Annotated in this window: 18 protein-coding genes; 12 read left to right on the top strand and 6 right to left on the bottom strand. The window is 74.7% G+C overall.

What is annotated here, in order from left to right; genetic code table 11:
* Positions 1–199: 199 nt before the first annotated feature.
* Positions 200–751: an adenylosuccinate lyase gene (locus ACIQZO_RS20980; protein ID WP_403628104.1), complete on the top strand. Its 552-nt coding sequence runs from the start codon at positions 200–202 to the stop codon at positions 749–751.
* A 58-nt stretch (positions 752–809) separates the two neighbouring features.
* Here the strand turns inward: ACIQZO_RS20980 and ACIQZO_RS20975 are convergent, their stop codons facing one another.
* Together ACIQZO_RS20975 and ACIQZO_RS20970 are read right to left on the bottom strand one after the other, a co-directional pair.
* Positions 810–2,402, bottom strand: a complete 1,593-nt coding sequence (locus ACIQZO_RS20975; RefSeq protein WP_403628102.1) for an alpha/beta hydrolase — start codon at positions 2,400–2,402, stop codon at positions 810–812.
* A gap of 112 nt (positions 2,403–2,514) precedes the next feature.
* A complete protein-coding gene (locus tag ACIQZO_RS20970) occupies positions 2,515–3,546 on the bottom strand; it encodes an Rv2578c family radical SAM protein (protein ID WP_403628100.1) in 1,032 nt (343 codons plus the stop codon).
* 300 nt (positions 3,547–3,846) lie between these two features.
* On the opposite strand from ACIQZO_RS20970, the gene ACIQZO_RS20965 reads away from it, so the two are divergent.
* The 6 genes from ACIQZO_RS20965 (at position 3,847) to ACIQZO_RS20940 (ending at position 12,035) form a co-directional block, all read left to right on the top strand.
* On the top strand, positions 3,847–4,290 hold the full coding sequence (locus ACIQZO_RS20965; RefSeq protein WP_403628098.1) for an SRPBCC family protein: 444 nt from the start codon (positions 3,847–3,849) through the stop codon (positions 4,288–4,290).
* A 181-nt stretch (positions 4,291–4,471) separates the two neighbouring features.
* Positions 4,472–5,305: a M55 family metallopeptidase gene (locus ACIQZO_RS20960; RefSeq protein ID WP_403628096.1), complete on the top strand. Its 834-nt coding sequence runs from the start codon at positions 4,472–4,474 to the stop codon at positions 5,303–5,305.
* A 64-nt stretch (positions 5,306–5,369) separates the two neighbouring features.
* Positions 5,370–6,758, top strand: a complete 1,389-nt coding sequence (locus ACIQZO_RS20955; protein WP_403628185.1) for a M20/M25/M40 family metallo-hydrolase — start codon at positions 5,370–5,372, stop codon at positions 6,756–6,758.
* Between the two features lie 13 nt (positions 6,759–6,771).
* Positions 6,772–8,796, top strand: a complete 2,025-nt coding sequence (locus ACIQZO_RS20950) for a prolyl oligopeptidase family serine peptidase (RefSeq protein ID WP_403628095.1) — start codon at positions 6,772–6,774, stop codon at positions 8,794–8,796.
* 285 nt (positions 8,797–9,081) lie between these two features.
* Positions 9,082–9,981, top strand: a complete 900-nt coding sequence (locus ACIQZO_RS20945; RefSeq protein ID WP_403628093.1) for an arginase family protein — start codon at positions 9,082–9,084, stop codon at positions 9,979–9,981.
* A gap of 80 nt (positions 9,982–10,061) precedes the next feature.
* Positions 10,062–12,035: a DUF5107 domain-containing protein gene (locus ACIQZO_RS20940; RefSeq protein ID WP_403628091.1), complete on the top strand. Its 1,974-nt coding sequence runs from the start codon at positions 10,062–10,064 to the stop codon at positions 12,033–12,035.
* A 136-nt stretch (positions 12,036–12,171) separates the two neighbouring features.
* On the opposite strand, the gene ACIQZO_RS20935 is transcribed toward ACIQZO_RS20940, so the two are convergent.
* Positions 12,172–12,993, bottom strand: coding sequence for a methyltransferase domain-containing protein (locus tag ACIQZO_RS20935; RefSeq protein ID WP_403628089.1), 822 nt, complete (start codon positions 12,991–12,993; stop codon positions 12,172–12,174).
* Positions 12,994–13,196: 203 nt separating this feature from the next.
* On the opposite strand from ACIQZO_RS20935, the gene ACIQZO_RS20930 reads away from it, so the two are divergent.
* On the top strand, positions 13,197–13,769 hold the full coding sequence (locus ACIQZO_RS20930; RefSeq protein WP_403628087.1) for a TIGR03086 family metal-binding protein: 573 nt from the start codon (positions 13,197–13,199) through the stop codon (positions 13,767–13,769).
* Positions 13,770–13,937: 168 nt separating this feature from the next.
* A complete protein-coding gene (locus ACIQZO_RS20925) occupies positions 13,938–15,155 on the top strand; it encodes an aminotransferase class I/II-fold pyridoxal phosphate-dependent enzyme (RefSeq protein ID WP_403628085.1) in 1,218 nt (405 codons plus the stop codon).
* Positions 15,156–15,240: 85 nt separating this feature from the next.
* Here the strand turns inward: ACIQZO_RS20925 and ACIQZO_RS20920 are convergent, their stop codons facing one another.
* Entirely contained in the window at positions 15,241–15,702 is a 462-nt protein-coding gene (locus ACIQZO_RS20920; RefSeq protein ID WP_403628083.1) for a MarR family transcriptional regulator, read from the bottom strand.
* A gap of 371 nt (positions 15,703–16,073) precedes the next feature.
* On the opposite strand from ACIQZO_RS20920, the gene ACIQZO_RS20915 reads away from it, so the two are divergent.
* Together ACIQZO_RS20915 and ACIQZO_RS20910 are read left to right on the top strand one after the other, a co-directional pair.
* Positions 16,074–17,393, top strand: a complete 1,320-nt coding sequence (locus tag ACIQZO_RS20915; RefSeq protein WP_403628081.1) for a serine hydrolase domain-containing protein — start codon at positions 16,074–16,076, stop codon at positions 17,391–17,393.
* A gap of 175 nt (positions 17,394–17,568) precedes the next feature.
* Positions 17,569–18,588 carry a hypothetical protein gene (locus ACIQZO_RS20910; RefSeq protein WP_403628184.1) on the top strand — a complete coding sequence of 340 codons (1,020 nt, stop codon included), beginning with the start codon at positions 17,569–17,571 and terminating at the stop codon, positions 18,586–18,588.
* Here ACIQZO_RS20910 and ACIQZO_RS20905 read toward each other — a convergent pair.
* Positions 18,542–19,168 (bottom strand): DedA family protein, encoded by a 627-nt coding sequence (locus ACIQZO_RS20905; RefSeq protein WP_403628079.1) that lies wholly within the window; start codon positions 19,166–19,168, stop codon positions 18,542–18,544. The two genes, ACIQZO_RS20910 and ACIQZO_RS20905, sit on opposite strands and share 47 nt — an antisense overlap.
* On the bottom strand, positions 19,165–19,941 hold the full coding sequence (locus ACIQZO_RS20900) for an MBL fold metallo-hydrolase (RefSeq protein ID WP_403628077.1): 777 nt from the start codon (positions 19,939–19,941) through the stop codon (positions 19,165–19,167). Before ACIQZO_RS20900 ends, ACIQZO_RS20905 begins: the two co-directional genes overlap by 4 nt.
* A 189-nt stretch (positions 19,942–20,130) precedes the next feature.
* Between ACIQZO_RS20900 and ACIQZO_RS20895 the strand changes: the two genes are divergently transcribed.
* Complete coding sequence (locus ACIQZO_RS20895) at positions 20,131–20,535, top strand: hypothetical protein (protein ID WP_403628075.1); 405 nt, start codon at positions 20,131–20,133, stop codon at positions 20,533–20,535.
* Positions 20,536–20,676: the final 141 nt, after the last annotated feature.

Genomic DNA, 20,676 nt, shown 5'->3' with positions numbered 1-20,676 from the left:
CCGGCACGAGGCGGCTGCGTCACCAGGCCGCCCTCGTACGTGTTGCAACGACAGTAACTCGCCGGTAACTGGTCCGCCATAGCTGGGAGATGTGACCTGTACCGCCGAAATGTACCGATCATCGATCATCGATCAACCGGCTGTCGCTGATGTCCCGAAACCCGGCACGGCGACCGCTGTGTCCCCCTAGGGTGGCCGGGTGAACGACGTGCTGGAGCGCCTGCGGGCGGAGGCGGGACCGTCACCCGAGTACGAGGTGCTGCTCACGGCCGGCCCCGACGCCCTGGCGGCCTCCCTGACCACGGCGGGCGCGCCCCTGTGGGCCCGCGAACTGGCCGCGTACCGGCTGGGCCTCGCCGGAGACCGCCGCGCCTTCGAATCCCTCGTGCTGCTCCTCAACCACCGCGAGCCGGCCCGCTGCGCGGCCGCCGCCGAGGCGCTGGCCGTCCTGGACGACCCGCGCACCGCCCGCGCGGCGGCGGCCCTCGCCACCAACAGCCTGCGCACGGCCTACGCCCTGCAGCCCGTGCGGCTGCTCACCGCCCTGCGCGCCCCCGAGTCCGTACCGGCCCTGATGGCCACCCTGGGGCGGCTGCTGTCCCCGCACGACCCGTACTGGCGGGTCGCCCTTGCCTGCGTCGAGGGCCTCGGCGCCCTCGCCGACCCCCGCGCCCGCGAACTCCTCACCCGCGCCCAGTCCCACCCCCGCCTCGCGGTGGCGGCGACGGCCGCGCTCCGCGGGCTGGGCTGAGGGCCCGTACGGGATCGCCCGACGGGCCCGGGCCCGGCGCCTCCCGACCCGGTCGGGGTCAGCCGCGGAAGCCGAGCAGGCCGTGCAGGGCCGCGCCGCCCGCCGACGGGGGCACGGCGCGGGTCGCCGTGGCCGGCTTCGGAGCGGCCTGGGCGGGGCAGGTGGCGTCCGAGGCCTGGCCCGACTTCAGGTACGCCGCGACCTTCTCGTCCAGGCACTTGTTGCCGCTCAGGGCGATGCCGTGGTTGCCGCCGCCCTCCTCGACCACCAGGGACGAACCCGACAGCTTGTCCCGCATGCTGAGCGCCCCCTCGAACGGGGTCGCCGCGTCCTCCGTCGCCTGGAGCAGCAGGGCGGGCGGGAGATCCGCGTTGGTCACGTCCGGCGCCCGCAGCGCCTCCGTCGGCCAGAACGCGCACGGCGCGTTGTACCAGGCGTTGTTCCAGGTCATGAACGGCGCCTTCGCGTGCGTGCGCCACATGTCCGCGCGCCACTGGTTCCAGTCCTTCGGCCAGGCCGAGTCCCGGCACTGCACCGCCGTGTAGACGCTGTAGCCGTTGCCGGCCGAGGGCTCCACCGCGCCGAACCGCTGGTAGGCGGCGACCAGCGGCTTCGGGTCCTTGCCCACCGCGTACGCCGCGAAGGCCTCGGCGAGGTTCGGCCAGTAGCCGTTGAAGTAGCCGCCCGGCATGAAGGTGTCCTCCAGCTCCGCCGGACCCACCACGGCGCCCGCCGGGGTCGCGCGCAGCGCGTCCCGCATCGCGTACCAGCGCCGCTCGACCGCCGCCGGGTCGGCGCCGAGCCGGTACGTGGCGTCGTACTGGGCCACCCAGGCCAGGAAGGCCTTGTGGCGGGCGTCGAAGGCGAGGTCCTGGGCCAGGTTGTCCTCGTACCAGACCCCGCCCGGGTCGACCACGGAGTCCAGGACGAGCCGGTGCACCCGGCCCGGGTGCAGTTTGGCGTACACCGCGCCCAGGTAGGTCCCGTACGAGTAGCCGAAGTAGCTGATCCGCTCCGCGCCGAGCGCGCCGCGCAGCGCCTCGATGTCCCGGGCGGCCGAGACGGTGTCGATGTACGGCAGCACATCCGCGTGCTTGGACCCGCAGGACTCGGCGAAGGACCGCACCCGGTCCAGGTTGGCCCGCTCGGTCTGCTCGTCCAGCGGCACCGAGTCCGGCCGGACGGGCTTGAAGTGGCCGGCCGCGCAGTCCAGCGTCGGCTCGCTCTTGCCGACGCCCCGGGGGTCGAAACCGATCACGTCGAACTGGGCGGCCACCTCCTTGGGGAGGGCGGAGGCGATGTACCCGGCCAGGCTGCGGCCGCTGCCGCCCGGGCCGCCGGGGTTGACCAGCAGCGGGCCCTGGGAGGTGGGGCCGGTGTGGGGGACCCGGGTCAGGGCGAGGGTGATCTGCCGGCCGGTCGGCCGGGCGTGGTCGAGGGGCACCTTGAGGGACGCGCACTGCAGCGTGGGGTACCGCGGGGTCGTGCAGCCGGTCCAGCGCAGCGCCGCCCGCGCTGGCACCGCGGCGGCCGGATCGGCGCCCGCAGCGGGCGCGGCCGTGACCGGGCTCGCGAGGGCGGCGGCCACGGTGGCGGCGACGGTGGAGATCGACAGCAGGACAGCGGCGCGCTTCTTCAAGGGGTGGAGCATGGGGCCTCCCAGCCGAGGGTTCTGGGCGGAATCGTCCCGGAAACCACGGCTGGAAGGGGGGATTGGGCCACCTATTGGCCCGATGTGATGACCGTTCAGGCGGCCCCGTGCCTCACAGCAGGCTGAGCTGGGTGGCCCCGGCGGGCGCCGGGTCGTCCGGGCGCTCCGGGGTGACGATCTTGTGGACCGTGCCCCGGCGGGACGGACCGATGCCGAATTCGGCCGCGAGTTCGTGGACTTGGCGGGTGATCCGGCGCTGGTACCAGGTGGGCGCGTACGGCCCGCCCGCGTACATCCGCTCGTACCGGGGGACCAGGTGCGGGTGGTGGGCGGCCAGCCAGGCCGTGAACCACTCGCGCGCCCCGGGCCGCAGATGGAGTACCAGGGGTGTCACCGAGGTCGCGCCGGACTCGGCCACGGCGCGCACGGCTCCCCGCAGCTGTTCCGGGGAGTCCCCGAGGAAGGGGATCACCGGGGCCATCAGCACCCCGCACTCGATCCCCGCGTCGGTGAGGGTCCGTACGGCGGCCAGCCGGGCGGCGGGGGAAGGGGTGCCGGGCTCGACCGTCCGCCAGAGCCCGGGGTCGGTGAAGCCGACGGAGACCGAGATGCCGACCTCGGTGACAGCCGCGGCCTCCCGCAGGAGGGGAAGGTCGCGCAGGATCAGCGTGCCCTTGGTGAGGATCGAGAAGGGGTTGGCGTGGTCGCGCAGCGCCTCGATGATCCGGGGCATCAGCCAGTAGCGGCCCTCGGCGCGCTGGTAGCAGTCGACGTTGGTGCCCATGGCGATGTGCGCGCCGGTCCAGCGGGGCGAGCCGAGCTCGCGGCGCAGCAGCTCGGGGGCGTTGGTCTTGACGACGATCTGGGAGTCGAAGCCGATGCCGGTGTCCAGGTCGAGGTAACTGTGGGTCTTGCGGGCGAAGCAGTAGACGCATGCGTGGCTGCACCCGCGGTACGGGTTCACGGTCCATTCGAACGGCATGCGCGAGGCGCCGGGCACCCGGTTCACGATCGACCGCGCCCGTACCTCGTGGAAGGTGATCCCCCGGAACTCGGGGGTGTCGATCGTGCGGGTCGCGACGGCGTCGGCGCCGAAGAGCGCGGCGGGGCCGCCGGCGCCCTCGGTCAGGTTCTCCCAGCGCATGGTGCCTCCTCGATGGTTCACCCGGAGAATAGAACAAACGTTCCCATGATCGTGCGAGGGCTTCCTGACCAGGGGCGACCCGGCCGGAGCGCCGAGTCGACCGGGAGTTCGTCCACCGGCCCACCGGTCGGTCACCCTGTCGGCCCGCCCGCCGGCCACCCACCGGACCGCCCGCCCCTGATCCGTGCGGCGTCCGGGCACCTCGGCGGCCGGTGGCCGCGGGGGGCCGGATTTGGGCGCCCGGCCCGGAGGTGGTTGGCTTCGCCGTGACGAGCGATCACAACTGCTGGAGGAACAGCTATGGCGCAGGTCGAGGCCACCACGGAGCGGATCATCGCGGCCGACGCGGAGACCGTGTTCGACGCGCTGGCGGACTACACCGGGACCCGCGGGAAGCTGCTGCCCGAGCACTTCAGCGAGTACGAGGTGCGCGAGGGCGGCGACGGCGAGGGCACCCTCGTGCACTGGAAGCTCCAGGCCACCAGCAAGCGCGTGCGCGACTGCCTGCTGGAGATCACCGAGCCCACCGACGGCCAGCTGGTGGAGAAGGACCGCAACTCCTCCATGGTCACCACCTGGGTGGTCACCCCCGCCGGTGAGGGCAAGTCCAAGGCCGTGGTCTCCACGGTGTGGAACGGCGCCGGCGGCATCGGCGGCTTCTTCGAGCGCACCTTCGCCCCCAAGGGCCTCGGCCGGATCTACGACACCCTGCTCGAGAACCTGGCCACCGAAGTCGAGGGCTGAGCGGCGGTGTTGGCGGTGGGGCCGGGGCGGCGGCCTCACCGGATCGGGTGAACCGGCCGCCCGGCGGGCGGTGCGCCGAGCGCCGGGACGTGCGCCGCGCCGGGACGCGAGCCCCACGGCGACCGGGGGCCCCGGCGGCTAGGGTGGGCCTCCTGAGCGCAACCGACCGCCCGGGGGCCCGATGAAGATCCTCATCTCCGCCGACATGGAAGGCGCCACCGGCGTCACCTGGCCCGCGGACGTGCTGCCCGGTACCCCGCAGTGGGAACGCTGCCGGGCGATGTTCACCTCCGACGTCAACGCCGCCGTCCTCGGTTTCTACGACGGCGGGGCCGACCAGGTCGTCATCAACGAGGCGCACTGGACCATGCGGAACCTGCTGCTGGAGAAGCTCGACGCCCGCGCCGAGATGCTCACCGGCCGCCACAAGACCCTCTCCATGGTCGAGGGCGTCCAGCACGGCGACGTCGACGGCATCGCCTTCGTCGGCTACCACACCGGAGCCGGCTCCGAGGGGGTCCTCGCCCACACCTACCTCGCCAACTCCATCACCGGGGTCTGGGTCAACGGGGTGCGCGCCAGCGAGGGCCTGCTCAACGCCCACGTCGTCGCCGAGTACGGGGTCCCCGTCATCCTGGTCACCGGCGACGACCTCACCTGCGTCGACGCCGCCGGATACGCCCCGGGCGCCGCGACCGTCGCCGTCAAGGACCACGTCTCGCGCTACGCCGCCGTGTGCCGGACCCCGGCCCGCACCGCCGCCGACATCCGGGCCGCGGCCAAGGAGGCCACCGGGCTGGCCGTGCGCCACGATCCGGTCCGCGGCGGCCCCTTCACCGTGGAGCTGGAGTTCGACGCCGCGCACCTGGCCATGGCCGCGACGGTGGTGCCGGGCGTGGAGCGGAGCGGGGAGCGCAGGGTCGCGTACAGCACCGGGACGATGTACGAGGGGATCCGCGCCTTCAAAGCGGTCACGACGGTCGTCTCGGCGGCCGTGGAGGAGCAGTATGGCTGACATGTGCGCAATCAACGCCCAGGGTCCGGCCGGTGCCGTCGACGCGGCGGACCGGGTGGACCGGGTGGACCGGGTGGACGGGGTGGACCGGGTGGCCCGGACGGACGGGGCGGGCGTGGCCGACGCGGTGGACGTGGTCGACGGGGTCGCCCTCGACGAGGCCGTCGAGTTCACCTCCGGTCTCATCAGGATCGACACCACCAACCGGGGCAGCGGCGACTGCCGCGAGCGCCCCGCCGCCGAGTACGTCGCCGAGCGTCTCGCCGCCGCGGGTCTGGAGCCCCTCCTGCTGGAGCGCACCCCGGGCCGTACCAACGTGGTCGCCCGGATCGAGGGCACCGACCCCTCGGCCGAGGCCCTGCTCGTCCACGGCCACCTCGACGTGGTCCCGGCCGAGGCCGCCGACTGGAGCGTCGACCCCTTCTCCGGGGAGGTCCGCGACGGCGTGGTCTGGGGCCGCGGCGCCGTCGACATGAAGAACATGGACGCGATGGTGCTTGCCGTCGTACGGGCCTGGGCGCGCGCGGGAGTGAAGCCCCGCCGGGACATCGTGATCGCCTACACCGCCGACGAGGAGGACAGCGCGGTCGACGGCTCCGGCTTCCTCGCCGACCACCACCCGCACCTCTTCGAAGGCTGCACCGAGGGCATCAGCGAGTCCGGCGCCTTCACCGTGCACACCGGCCCCGGCGGCCACGCCCTCTACCCGATCGCGGCCGGCGAGCGGGGCACCGCCTGGCTCAAGCTGACCGCGCACGGCACCGCCGGTCACGGCTCGAAGCCCAACAGGGCCAATGCCGTCAGCCGGCTCGCCGCCGCCGTCGCACGCATCGGCGAGCACGAATGGCCGGTCCGCCTCACCGACACCGTCACCGCCTGCATCACCGAACTCGCCGCGCTGCAAGGCCTGTCGGTGGACCCGCGCCGACCGGACCTCGACCTCGACGAGCTCCTGGAGCGGCTCGGCCCGGCCGGCGCCCTGGTCCGGGCGACCGTGCGCAACAGTGCCAACCCGACCATGCTCAGCGCCGGTTACAAGCTCAACGTGATCCCCGAGCACGCCACCGCCTACGTCGACGGCCGGACCGTGCCCGGCGGCGAGGCCGAGTTCGCCGCCACCCTCGACGCCCTCACCGGCCCCGACGTGCGCTGGGAGTACCATCACCGGGAGGTCGCCCTCCAGGCTCCCGTGGACGGGCGGACGTACGGGATCCTGCGCGAGTCGGTCGAGCGGTTCGACCCGGCCGGACACGTGGTCCCCTTCTGCATGGCGGGCGGCACCGACGCCAAGCAGTTCTCCCGCCTCGGCATCACCGGCTACGGCTTCTCCCCGCTCAAGCTGCCGCCCGGCTTCGACTACTGGGCCCTCTTCCACGGCGTGGACGAGCGGGTCCCCGTCGAGGCCCTGCACTTCGGCGTCCGCGTCCTCGACCACGCGCTGCGGACCCTGTGAGCGGGGCCCGGTGATGGAGGCGACGACCAGGCCCTACGGCAGCTGGCCCTCACCCATCGACGCGGGGCTCGCCGCCTCCCTCGACGGGCGGCCCGAGTACCTCGGCACGGTCGGCCCCGAAGTGTGGTGGACCGAACCCCGGCCCGATGAGGCCGGCCGCCGCACCCTGGTGCGCCGCCGCCTCACCGGCGACGGCCCCGAGATCACCGAACTGCCCGCCCCGTGGAACGTGCGCAGCCGCCTCACCGAGTACGGGGGCCTGCCCTGGGCCGGGGCGCAGCGGCCCACCGGCGGACCCCTGCTGGTTTTCGTCCACTTCGCCGACCAGCGGCTGTACGCGTACGAGCCCGACGCACCCGGCGACCCGGCGCCGCGCCCCCTCACCCCGCTCTCCCGGACCGGCGGCGGACTGCGCTGGGCCGATCCGGTGCTGCGCGGCGGCGAGGTCTGGTGCGTGCTGGAGGAGTTCACCGGGCCCGCGCCGACCGACGTACGCCGGGTGCTGGCCGCCGTACCGCTGGACGGGTCGGCCGCGCGGGAGCGCGGCGCGGTGCGGGAACTCACTCACGACCGGTACCGGTTCACCACCGGGCCCCGGCTCTCCCCGGACGGCCGGCGCGCGGCCTGGCTGGTGTGGGACCACCCCCGGATGCCCTGGGACGGTACCGAGCTGCGGGTGGCCGAGGTCACCGGGGACGGGCGGCTCGCCGACCCCCGGACCGTGCTCGGCGGCCCCGACGAGGCCGTCGCCCAGGTCGAGTGGACGGCCGAGGGGAGCCTCCTCGCGGTCAGTGACCGCGGCGGCTGGTGGAACCCGTACGGCGTGGACCCCCGGACCGGCTGGGCGATCAACCTCTGCCCGCGGGAGGAGGAGTTCGGCGGCCCGCTGTGGAAGCCGGGGCTGCGCTGGATCGCACCGCTCCCCGGCGACACCCCGCACGCTGCGGGCTCGGGACCCGGGCTCGTCGCCGTCCTGCACGGGCAGGGCTCCTCGGTGCTGGGCATCCTCGACCCGGAGAGCGGAGACCTGGTGGACGCCGCCGGGCCGTGGACCGCCTGGCAGCCCACCCTCGCCGTGCACGGCACCCGGGTCTACGGGGTCGCCGCCAGTCCGCGCAGCGCGTACGAGGTGGTCGAGCTGGACACCGCCACCGGGCACGCCCGGGCGGTCGGCGCGCAACGCCCCGACCCGGTGGACCCGGCCTACTACCCGGAGCCGCAGAGCCGTACCTTCGTCGGCCCCGACAACCGCCAGATCCACGCGCACGTCTACCCGCCGCACCACCCGGCCGTCCGGGCCCCCGCCGACGAACTGCCCCCGTACGTGGTCTGGGCGCACGGCGGCCCCACCGACCACGTGCCGCCCGTACTCGACCTGCACATCGCGTACTTCACCTCGCGCGGCATCGGCGTGGTCGAGGTGAACTACGGCGGCTCCACCGGATACGGCCGCGCCTACCGTGAGCGGCTGCGCGAGCAGTGGGGCGTGGTGGACGTGGAGGACTGCGCGGCGGTGGCCCGCGCGCTGGCCGCCGAGGGCACCGCCGACCCCGCCCGGCTCGCCATCCGCGGCGGCAGCGCGGGCGGTTGGACGGCGGCGGCCTCGCTGGCCGCCACCGACCTGTACGCCTGCGCCGCGATCATCTACCCGGTGCTGGACCTGCTGGGCTTCGCCGAGGAGACCCACGACCTGGAGTCCCGCTACATCGACGGCCTGGCCGGGCCGCCGCAGACCCTCGCCGTCCTCAGCCGCGAGCGCTCCCCGGTGGCCCGGGCCGACGGGATCACGGCCCCGTTCGTCCTCCTCCAGGGGCTGGCGGACCCGATCTGCCCGCCGGCCCAGGCGGAGCGGCTGCTCGCCGCCCTGCGGGGCCGGCCGGTGCCGGTGCCGCACGCATACGTGACCTTCGAGGGCGAGGGCCACGGCTTCCGGCGTGCGGACACCATGATCCGTGCGCTGGAGGCCGAACTGTCCCTGTACGCGCAGGTCTTCGGCATCGAACGCACCGACGTCCCACGGCTGGAACTGGACGGATAGCGGGTGCGGAGGCTCCGGGCGACGGAGCCGGGCAGCAGGACGCGCCAGACCGGCGGCGAGGATGCCGGCCGGCGCGGCGACCACCTCGCGGCCACGACGAGGCCGTAGCCGACCACAACCAGCTCCGGCCACCGGGCGGTGACCGCGTCGAGAAGCCCCGCCCAGGCGGCCCCGAACACATTCGACACCCCGACCACACCCCCGCCGGTGTTCGCGACGCCCCCGGCGACGATCCGGCCCCCGAAATGCCGGGTTTCGGGGGGTCGCATCGCACAGGATGAGGGGATGCGAACCCTCGTGCTTCTCGACGCTCCCTCCAACCTCGGCCTGCGCCCGCCCGCGCCCGGTGTCGTCCCGGGTGTCTACAAGCTCGCCGGGGCCCTGCGCGAGCAGGGGCTGCTGGCCCGGCTCGGTGCCGTCGAGGGCGGTGTGGTGGTGCCTCCGCGCTATGACCGCGGCGACTGGCGGGAGGGCGACGGCGTGTTCCACGCCGAGGCCCTCGCCGCGTACACCGTCACCCTCGCCGACCGGATCGAACGGCACCTGCGGGCCGGGGAGTTCCCCGTCGTGCTCGGCGGCGACTGCTCCATCCAGCTCGGCGCGGCCCTCGCAATGCGCCGCCTGGGGCGCTACGGACTGGCCGCGATCGACGGCTCCGCCGACTTCCGCCACCCCGGCAACGCGGCCGTGAACGGCTCCGTCGGCGCGGCCGGCGGCGAGGAGCTGGCCCTCTCCACCGGGCGCGGCCAGCCCGACCTGTCGGACCTGGAGGGGCTCTCGCCGTACCTGCGCGACGAGGACGTACGCCTCTTCGGGCTCCGCGACGGCGACCCGGACCTCCCCGAGCTGCACGCCGCCGGGATCTCCGCGGCCACCGTCGGGGACATCCGCCGGCGCGGCGCCGACCCGGTGGCGCGGGCGGCGCTGGACGGGCTGCACCCGCCGCACACCGCAGGGTTCTGGGTGCACCTGGACGCCGACGTGCTGGACCCCGGCGTCATGCCGGCCGTGGACAGCCCCGACCCCGGCGGCCTGGTACCCGACGAACTGGCCGCACTGCTCGCGGTGTTGGTCGGCTCGCCGCGCTGCGCCGGGCTCAACGTCACCATCTACGACCCGGACCTGGATCCGGACGGGCGTGCGGGCGCCCTCCTCGCCGACCTCGTCGCGGGTGCGTTCGCCTAGGGAGTCTTTGCGTAATCCTGACCGGTGGTCCTCCGCGGAACCCCTGTGCACCGGCCGCCGTGGCGTGTTCCATTTCCTTCATGGCCACCACCGTCCGACGCGCCGTACTGACCCTCCCCGCAGCCCCGTTGGGCTCGGACAACCCCCTGCCCGCCCTGCGCGCGCCCGACGAGGTGCACATCCTGGACGAGCGTGCGCGCGAGGGCATGCCGCGCGACATGGCGCGCCAGATCGGCTACGAGCCGCTGCGCTCGCTGCTGCCCGTACGGATCCGGGACGGGTACGGACGGGAGCGCGCGGAGCGGGAGTTCGAGTCGATCGTCATCGAGAACGACCACCTCCGGGTCACCGTGCTCCCGGAGCTGGGCGGGCGCGTCCACTCGCTCGTGCACCTGCCGACCGGGCGGGAACTCCTCTACCGCAACCCGGTGTTCCAGCCCGCCAACTTCGCGCTCAACGGAGCCTGGTTCTCCGGCGGCATCGAGTGGAACACCGGCGCGACCGGGCACACGACCCTCTCCTGCGCCCCGCTGCACGCCGCGCTCGTCCCGGCCCCCGACGGGGGCGTGATGGTCCGGCTGTGGGAGTGGGAGCGCCTGCGCGACCTGCCCTTCCAGGTGGACCTGTGGCTGCCCGGGGACGCGCAGTTCCTCTACGTCGGCGTCCGCGTTCGCAACCCGCACGAGCGGCCCGCCCCCGTCTACTGGTGGTCCAACATCGCCGTCCCGGAGGACCCCGGCACCCGGGTGCTCGCCCCCGCCGACGAGGCCTGGCACTTCGGGTACGAGCGGGCGCTGCGCCGTATCCCCGTACCGGAGTGGGAGGGCGCGGACCGCACGTACCCGCTGCGAGGCGAGTACCCGGCCGACTTCTTCTACGAGGTCCAGGGCGCGGCCCGGCCCTGGATCGCCTCGCTGGACGCCGCCGGGCACGGGCTCGTGCAGACCTCCACCGCGCGGCTGCGCGGGCGCAAGCTGTTCGTGTGGGGCGCGGGCGGTGGCGGCCGGCGCTGGCAGGAGTGGCTCACCGAGCCCGGTACGGGCGGCTACGCCGAGATCCAGGCCGGACTGGCCCGGACCCAGCTGGAGCACGTACGGCTGGAGGGCGGCGCGGAGTTCAGCTGGCTCGAGGCGTACGGGCCGCTGTCGGCGGAGCCGGTGCAGGTGCACGGCGCGGACTGGGCGGCGGCCCGCGGGGCGGCGGAGGGCGCGCTGGACGCCGTACTCCCGCGGGAGCGGGTGGATGCGGCGTACGAGGCGTGGCGCGGCTGCGCCGACACCGAGCCGGGGGAGCGGCTGGCCCAGGGCTCGGGCTGGGGCGCGCTGGAGGTGCTGCGCGGGGGCTTCGACCTGCCGGGCACCCCCTTCGGGGAGTCCGCGCTCGGTGAGGAGCAGGAGCCGTGGCTCCAGCTGTGGCACACCGGCGTCCTGCCCGCTCCGCGCCGGGTGGTCCCGCCGGGGCCGAGCCTGGTCTCCGCGCACTGGCGGGACATGCTGGAGACGGCCCCGGCGGATCCGCTGACCGAGTACCACCTGGGCGTGGCCCAGTGGCACGCCGGCGACGTGGCCCAGGCGGTGCGCAGTTGGGAGCGCGGGCTGGCGCTGGCCCCCTCGCGGTGGCCGCTGCTGCGGTGCCTGGCGGTGGCGGACGCCCTGGCGGGGGACGCGGAGCGGGCGGCCGACGGTTTCGCGGCGGCCTTCGAGGACCTGGCCGTGGAGAGCCGCGGCGGCGAGCCGTGGACGGCCGCGGAGTCGGCGCTCGGCCAGGAGGCGATGGCCGCCCTCCTCGCGGCGGGCCGGCTGCCGCAGGCCCGCGCCGTCTGGGACCGGCTGCGGCCGGCCCAGCGCGAGCAGGGCCGCTTCCGGTTGCTCGCGGCCCGGTTGCTCGCGGCCGAGGGCCATGTGCGGGCGGCCCGCCGGGTCTTCGAGGACGGCTTCGAACTCCCGGACCTCCGGGAGGGCGAGGAGACCCTCGCCGAGGTCTGGTCCACCCTCACCGACTGCCCGCTGCCGGCCCGCTACGACTTCCGCATGCGGCCGCCCACTCCTTCGTGATCCCGTCGAGGCGGGGCACGAACCGCTCGCCGGACTGGTGCCGGGCCCGGTCGGCCTGCTCCTCGTAGCCGATGTCCGACACGCCGTGGCACTCGGCGGTGTCGGCGGTCGCTCCCGCGGGCGAGTCGCCGGTGCGTCAGACCCGGCACAGGATCTCGGCGTTCAGGACCGAGAACCACGCGTCGGGGTCCGCGCCCCAGGTGTGCCAGGCCGCGCCGATGGCCGCCAGGTCCTCGGCCGTGGTGTGGCCGCCGCGGGTGGCGATGGCCGCGTACGCCGAGGCCCGCGTGCGGTCCGCCCACAGGGACGACCACCAGGCGGTCTCCTCCGGGGTGGCGAAGCACCAGGCCGCGGCCGAAGAGGTCACGTCCGTGAAGCCCGCCTCTCGGGCCCAGGCCCGCAGGTGGCGGCCCGCGTCCGGTTCGCCGCCGTTGGCGCGGGCCACCCGCCGGTACAGGTCCAGCCAGTCGTCCAGACCCGGCGCGGCCGGGTACCAGGTCATCGCCGCGTAGTCGGCGTCCCGCGCTGCCACGATCCCGCCCGGCCGGCACACCCGTCGCATCTCGCGCAGCGCCCGCACCGGGTCGCCGACGTGCTGGAGCACCTGGTGGGCGTGGACCACGTCGAAGGAGTCGTCCGGGAAGTCCAGCGCGTGGACGTCCGCGGGGGCGAAGGACACGGCGTCGCCCAGGCCGCGCTCCTGCGCGTACGCGCGGGCCTGCTCCAGGACGTCCCCGGCGGCGTCGACGGCGGTGACGCGACCGCCCGGCGCGACCAGGTCCGCCAGGTCCGCGGTGATCGTGCCCGGGCCGCAGCCGACGTCCAGCACCCGCATCCCGGGTCGCAGCCTGCCGATCAGGTACGCGGCGGAGTTCTCGGCGGTGCGCCAGCGGTGCGAGCGCAGGACCGACTCGTGGTGGCCGTGCGTGTAGACGGCGGTCTCCTTGGCGGCGTTCATGGCCGGGCCCCTCTTCGTCTCGTCGTCGAAGCGTTGCTTCCCACCGTAGGCGATCAGTTCGTCATATGAGACTGGCGTTTTGATATGTGGACACCACCCATGCGTGCCAAGGGCGTTGGAAGGGGCGGTGGCAGGGGCATGCGGGTGCGAGGAGAGTGACTGCGAGGGGGCACCACATCCCCGGGGCAGAGGCGGTGAAGGACATGACGGACACGCTGCTCGAACGGCACGCCGAGGCGCTGAGGCTCTTCGGTGAGCGGGTGCGGGACGTCCGCGGCGACCAGTGGGGCGAGGCGACGCCGTGCGCGGAGTGGAACGTGCGGGAGCTGGTCAACCACGTCACCGCGGAGCACCTCTGGATCCCGCCGCTGGTCGCCGAGGGCCGCACCGTCGAGGAGCTGGCGGGCAGCTTCTCCGGCGACGTGCTGGGCGACGACCCGGTCGCGGCCTGGGACCGGGCCTCGGCCGCCGCGCACGCCGCCTTCGCCGCGTCCGGCGCGATGGACCGCAGCGTGCGGCTCTCGTACGGGCCCGCGCTCGGTTCCGCGTACTGCTCGGAGCTGACCGCCGACTGTGTCGTGCACACCTGGGACCTCGCCCGGGGCATCGGCGCCGGGGACCGGCTGCCCGACACCCTCGTCGAGTTCTCGATCAAGGAGATCATGCCGTACGCCGACGGGCTCGCGTCCAGCGGTGCGTACGCCGAGCCGGTGGAGGTCCCGGCGGGCGCGGACGCGCAGACCCGGCTCCTCGCGATGGTGGGCCGGAAGGGCTGACGTGCGGAGGCGGCCCGCGCACACAACAGGCATGCAGTCCCAAATAATCGTATAAAGGTCAGGTCTGGCGGGGTCTCGCGAAGCCCGGCAGGTGCGACAGGTCCGGCGGGCCCGCCCGGTCCGGCAGGCGTGGCAGGGCGAGCGCGGAAGGCGGAAGCAGTGGCGGGGATGCAACGCACGGCGGCGGAGGGCCGCGGCCCGGTCCGGTACGGCCCGCCCGCCCCCCAGCCAGGCCTGCCCGTGCTCCCCGAGCTGGTCTCCGTCCTCGCCGCGGCCGCCGGGCGCGCCGCCCCCGAGCCCCCCGGCGGCGGCGACGCACTGCGGGAGGCCGCGTGCCGGCACTGGGGTCGGCGCGGGCTCGCCACCTCCCCGGAGAACGTGGCCGCGGGCCCCGGAGCCCCGGCGCTGCTGCTGGCCCTGCTCGGGGCGTACGGGGGAGACGTGATGCTGCCCCGGCCCTGTCCCGCCTGGTGGACCCCGCAGGTCCGGCTGCTGGGACGGCGGGCCTACCACGTGCCGACCCCGGCCGAGTGCGGCGGCGTACCGGACCCCTACGCCCTGCTGGAGACCGTACGGCGGGTGCGCGCCGAGGGCGGCGATCCGCGGGTGCTGCTGCTGTCGGTCGCCGACGACCCGACCGCGACCGTGCCGCCGCCCGAGATACTGCACGAGGCGTGCGAGGCCGCCGCCTCCGCCGGACTGTTCGTCGTCAGCGACGAGAGCTGGCGCGACACCGTCCACCGCCCCCACGACACCCTGGTCCTGAGCCCCGCCGAGATGCTCCCCGAACGGGCGGCGGTCCTCATCGACCTCTCCGGGGCGCTGCTGCCCGCCGGCTGGCCCGCCGCCGTCGTCCGCTTCCCCGACACCCCGCGCGGTACCTGGCTGCGCGCCCGCACCCTCGACGTCCTCACCGCCACCGGCGCGATGATCGCCGGACCCGTCGCGGGAGCCGCCGCGCACGCTCTCGACGAACCCGACGCCGTCGCCGGACGCGCCTACGCCGCCGCGGCCCTGCACGGCGTGGTGGCCGCCGAGGCGCACCGCCGGCTGCTCGAGGCCGGGGTGCTGGCCCGCCCGCCGCAGGCCGGCCGGCACCTGTACGCCGACCTCACACCGCTGCGCGCCGGACTGGCCCGGCACGGGGTCGGCGACGCCATGGAGCTGGAGGACTGGCTCGGCGGCCGGCTCGGCGCGCCCACGCCCGGCGGGCAGCGGTTCGCCGACGAACCGGTCGCGCTGCGGGTGCGGTTGTCCACCGGGCCGCTGCTGGGCGCCACCCCGCAGGAGCGGCTGGCGGCCCTCACCGCCCCCGACCCGCTCGCCCTCCCGTACGTACGCGACTCCCTGGAACTCCTCGGATCGGTCCTGGCCGGGCTGGCGTGACCTCCCGAGCCCGGTCCCGCCTGCCGGCCCCGGAGGAGTCCGGGACCGGCGGCTGAGCGGCGCGCGGACTCGGCGGCGCCGCCGGTCAGTGGTGCCAGGCCTGGCCGCCCACGTTGTGGATGAACCGCTGGAGCACCTTGAGCGTGAGCAGGTACTCCTCGTCGGAGATGCCCGCGTGCCGCTCGTCCCACAGGTCCTTCTGGAGGGCCGAGGCCTTGTCGAAGAACGTCCGGCCCTCGCGGGTCATCTCCAGGCGCCCTTCGGAGTCCTGGGTGATCCAGCCCTGGACGATGACCGAGTCCATCTCCTCGGACAGCGACTCCTCGCCCACCGCGAGGTAGCCCCGCAGGGTCTCGGTCACCTCGTCCCGGGTCCTGACCTCGTCACCGGCCAGCGCGACCCGGGCGAGGATCCACCACTGGGGCTGGGTGGTGCCGAGCCCGGCGAGCGCGCCGCGGGTGCGGGCCACGACCGCGTCGTAGGCGGCCCAGCTCCAGTAGCCGATGGGCTGGCGGATCAGCTCGGCGTCGTCGTGCGAGTACTCCATGGTGGATCGTCTCCCCGTTGGCTGTGCAGGATCATGCGCTGGGCAAGACCCTATGAACTCAAGCGCACTTGAGGTCCAGCCCGCGGCCGAATCGCTGGCGGTGCGCGGCCTGTTCCGGTCGGTCCCGTCCGGTCCGGGTCCCGCCCGCATCACGTGCCAAGATCGTCCCCATCACATGCCGGTCCCGGTCCGGTCGGATGGATCGTCCTGACCGTCCTTCTGCTGCCGTTCCGGTAGTTCCTCCCCGGCGCCGGCAGGGGATGGGTGATCCAGTACCTGGACTGGATCCGCAGGGTGTGACAAAGCCTGCGCTGATAAAATCGGGGGTTCCAGCCGTGTCGGGGGCCGAGCGCAACGGTCGTGATGCGCGCATGAAGACCCCCCGAGCGATGCACCGCCCCGGCAGCCGCCCCCGGGCCCTGCTGGCGCCCTGCGCGGCCCTCCTGATCGCCGGCGGCGCCCTCGCCGCCGGGCCGAGCGCCCTGGCCCTCGCGGACCCCTCGGGCACACCCTCCGCCACCGCGAGCGCCCCGGCCGCCGACCCCGACTCCTCGGCGCTGAAGCCCATCGACCCGGCCGCCTTCCAGGCCTCCGTCGAACGCGCCGCGAAGAAACTCATGGTCCCCGGAGCGGTGGTGCTGCTCCGTACACCGCAGGGCACCTACCGGGCCGTTGTCGGCACCACCGAGCGGGGCGCGGCCACGCCGCCGGACGCGCAGGACCACTTCCGGATCGCCTCCAACACCAAGACGATGACCTCGGCGCTGATCATGCTCCTCGCCCAGGACGGCCGACTCCGCCTGAGCGATCCGGTCTCCAGGTACGTGGCCGGCGTACCGAATGGCGCGAATATCACTGTCGCCGAACTGCTCAGGATGCGCAGCGGGCTCTACAACTACACCAACGCACCCGAACTCGCCGCCGCCCTGGACGCCGACCCGGGCAGGGCCTACACCCCGCAGGACGTCCTCGCCATGGCCTTCCGCCGGCCGCCGAACTTCGCCCCCGACTCGGAATACGAGTACTCCAACACCAACTACGCCCTGCTCGGCCTCGTCGCCGAGAAGGCCGGCGGCCGCCCGCTCGCCCAGCAGTTCCGCGACCGGCTCTTCACCCCGCTGGGGCTCGCGGGGACCTCGCTGCCCGCTCTGCACGACCGCTCCCTGGCCGATCCCTTCTCCCACGGCTACATGTACGGCGGGACCGCGTACGCCCTGGTCGACAAGCCGTACCCGGACGCCGTGCGCGAGGCGGCGGAGTCGGGGAAGCTCGCGCCCCTCGACTACACCCACCAGAACCCCTCCTACGCCACCGCCGCCGGCGGAGCCGTCTCCACCGCGCAGGACCTGGCCACCTGGATCCGGGCGCTGGTGACGGGCAAGGTCCTGGACCCCACGACGCACCGGCAGTGGCTCGACAGCCCGCAGGCCGAGGACCCGGCCGCGCCCGACGGGCAGAAGTACGGCTACGGCATCGCCTACCAGAAGTTCGGCCCGAAGGCGTCCATGTACTACCACGGCGGTGAACTGCCGGGCTTCAACTCGTTCATCGGCCACGATCCGGTCAACGACGTGACACTCGTCGTCTGGACGAACCTGACGCTGTCGCCCGACGGCCGGACCACGGCCCAGGCCCTGCTGCCCACCCTCTTCAACCAGATCTACACGGGCCTCGACCTCCCCACCGTCTGAGACCTGCCGTCCGACCCCGCAGTACGCCCCCGCCGCCCGAACCCCGCCCGGCATTGGAGTGGCCGGCGCCCGCTGCGGGGCGTGGCTCCCGCGTCGGCGGGCGTCGCTTCCTAGGGTCGGCGGGGGTACGGCACCGGGCCGACCGTCCAGATCAGGTGGGTGAGTCGTGGAACGCATGACGGCCGAGTCGCGAACGATCGGTCCCCCGGCCGGCGCCGGCCGCACGCGCGCCGCCCGGCGGTGGACCCGGCGACTGGCCGCCGCGGCGGGGCTGCTGATGCTCTGCGCGCTCCCCGTGGGAGCGGCGGGAGCCGCGCAGCCCGATGACGTACGGTCGCCCGCGGGCCCGCCCCTGTACGTGTCCGACTACGGCAACAACCGGGTGCTGTCCCTGCCCCTGGACGGCGGCGAGCAGAGCACCGTCCCCCTCGACGGCCTGGTGCGGCCGACCGGCATGGCCTGGGACGCCGCGGGCCGGCTCTACGTCTCCGACACCGGCAACAACCGGGTGGTGGTCCTGCCCCCGGACGGCGGGGAGCAGTCCGTCGTCCCCGCGGTCGACCTGTCGCGCCCGCTGGGGCTCGCCGTCGACCCGGCCGGCAACCTCTACATCGCCGACAGCTTCAACGACCGGATCGTGCGGGTGGCAGCCGGCGGCGGGGCCCGGACGACCGTCCCCACCACCGGGTTGCTGCACCCCTGGGGGCTGGCCTGGGCGCCCGGCGGGGAGCTGTACGTCTCCGACTTCGTCAACGACCGGGTCGTCAGGGTGGCCGTGGACGGCAGCGGCCAGACCACGGTGCCCACCACCGGGCTCTCCCAGCCGACCGGCCTGGCCGTGAACCCGGCCGGTGACCTCTACATCGCCGACAGCGGCAACAATCGCGTGGTGAAGGTGGCCGCGGCCGGCGGGGCGCAGAACACGGTGCCCGTCACCGGTCTGAACTCACCGCTGGGCCTCGCACTCGACGGCTCCGGCAACCTGTATGTGGCCGACGGCTTCAACAACCGCGTGGTGCGCGTCCGCGAGACGGGCGGCGGACAGGTCACGCTCTCCTTCACCGGCCTCAACACGCCGACGGGGCTGTCGTTCCCACCGGTCGCCGCGCGGCCGGGGCACGGCGCCGACCGCCAGCGGCCGGCCCGGCTCAGGGCTTCGGGCGCAGGCGGCGCCACAGCGAGGGGCCCGCGCTGATCGCGAGGGCCAGGGCGACCGCCAGCGCCACGCCCTTCCAGGGCTCCGAGAAGAGGGTGCCGCCCAGAATCCCGATCAGGCCGTACGTCGCCGCCCAGGCCAGGCAGGCCGGGGCGTCGCCGCGGGCGAAGCGGCGCAGCGGCATCCGCGCCAGCAGGCAGGCCAGCATCACCGGGATCCGGCCCGCCGGAACCAGCCGGGACAGGACCAGGACCGCCACCCCGTGCTCGTCCAGCCTCGTTTGCGCCTGCTCCAGCCGCTCCGGGGTGGCCCGGCCGCGCAGCGCCTCGAGCCAGCGCGAGCCGCCCCGCGAACGCACCCCGCGGTGTCCCAGCCAGTACAGCGCCATGTCGCCGGTGAACGCCGCCAGCGCCGACACCCCGAACACCATCAGGACTCCGTAGGGCGACTGGTGGTGGAACGCCACCACCGCCGCCGAACTCACCAGCGCACCCGTCGGGATGACGGGCACCAGCGCGCCCAGGGCCACCAGCAGGAACAGCGCCGGGTAGCCCACCGCCTGCCGGGTGGTCTCCGGCGGCACCTGGCCGGCCGCCGCCGCGAGCTCGCGCCAGGTCATGGCAGCCGCACCCGCTCGCCGTGCCGCGGCACCCGTACGGTCACCTTCGGTGCGAACGACCGCGCCAGCCGTTCGAACTCCTCGCCCGGCGCGTGGAATTCGTGCGGCCGCACCGCGTCCATGCCGAGCGGCCAGTACGTCCCGTAGTGCACCGGGACCGCCGCAGCGGGCGCGAGCCGCGCCAGCGCCTGGGCCGCCCGACCCGCGTCCAGGTGGCCCGGCCCCAGGTACGGACCCCAGCCGCCCACCGGCAGCAGGGCCACGTCCACCGGCCCGACCTCCTCGGCCATCGTGTCGAACAGTCCGGTGTCCCCGGCGAAGTAGGTCCGCTCCGCGCCCCGCACCACGTACCCGAGCGCCGGGCACAGGTGCGGTCCGAACGGCAGCCGCCGTCCGTCGTGCCGGGCGGGGACCGCCCGGACCCGTACCCCGTCCCGTACGTCGACCTCCTCGCCCGCCGCCAGCTCCGTCACCGCCAGAGCGCGCAGCCGGGCGACCCGGGCCAGCCCCGGCACCGCCCGGCGCGCCCCGCGCGGCACCAGCAGACGGGTGCCGGGCGCGAGCCGTGCCAGCGACGGGAGGTGCAGATGGTCGGAGTGCAGGTGCGAGACCAGCACCGCGTCCGCCACCACGGCCTCGGGCGGGGGCACCGCTCCGCGCCGCCGCCGCAGGTGCGCGAGCCGTCGCGCGAACAGCGGGTCCGTCAGGAGCCGGACCCCGGAGTCCTCGACGGTGCACGTGGCATGACCCCACCAGGTGATCTCCACCGGCACCCGGCCCTCCCTCCTTCGCGCCCCGCTCCCGAGCTTAGGGGTGTCCCACCGATCGGGCCGGGCGCACGGCGCGTTCCGGTCCGGCCCGCTCGGTGGGACGCCCCCTGGACTCTGCCCCGTGCGGACGCTCGGAACCGGATCCCGCCGCCCCCTCCTCTCCGGCGGCGGATCGGAGTAGGGTCCGGCGGCATGGAAGAGTTGCGCGTGGCCGCGATCGCCAGTCTGGCCCCGCTCGAGGACCTGGACGCCGACCCCTTCGCCGTGGACACCCGCAGCCAGCAGGCCATGTGCGCGCGCTGGGCCGCCGACCGGGGCTACGTCGTGACGAAGGAGTTGCTGGTCTACGGTCTGCGCGCCGACCACTGCGGGCTCTGGTCCGACATCGACACCGGGCAGGCCGACCTCTTCGTCGCCGCCAACGACCGGGTGCTGGCCCGCGCGCTGAGCTCCGTGGAGGAGTTCACCGCCGAGTGCGAGCGGCGCGGCGTACGGCTGGAGACCGCCGGGGGCGAGGAACCCCGGTACACCTCCGCGATGAAGGCCGAGGTGCACCGCCGGCTGTCCATGCCGACCGCCGGCTACGACGGCACCTGACGCGACCGGCTCCGGCCCTCCCCGGCCCGACGCGCACCGCCCCGACCTGCCCGCTTCGCACTGCTGTGCGCCGACCCCTTCGCCCGACCGGGTTCGCCCGGCTGTGCGAGCCTGGAGGCGGGACGGGGCTCGCGGGAGGTG

The sequence above is a fragment of the Streptomyces sp. NPDC097617 genome, assembly GCF_044761485.1.
Classification (GTDB): Bacteria; Actinomycetota; Actinomycetes; order Streptomycetales; family Streptomycetaceae; genus Streptomyces.
This window is presented reverse-complemented; position numbering and strand designations above follow the sequence as displayed.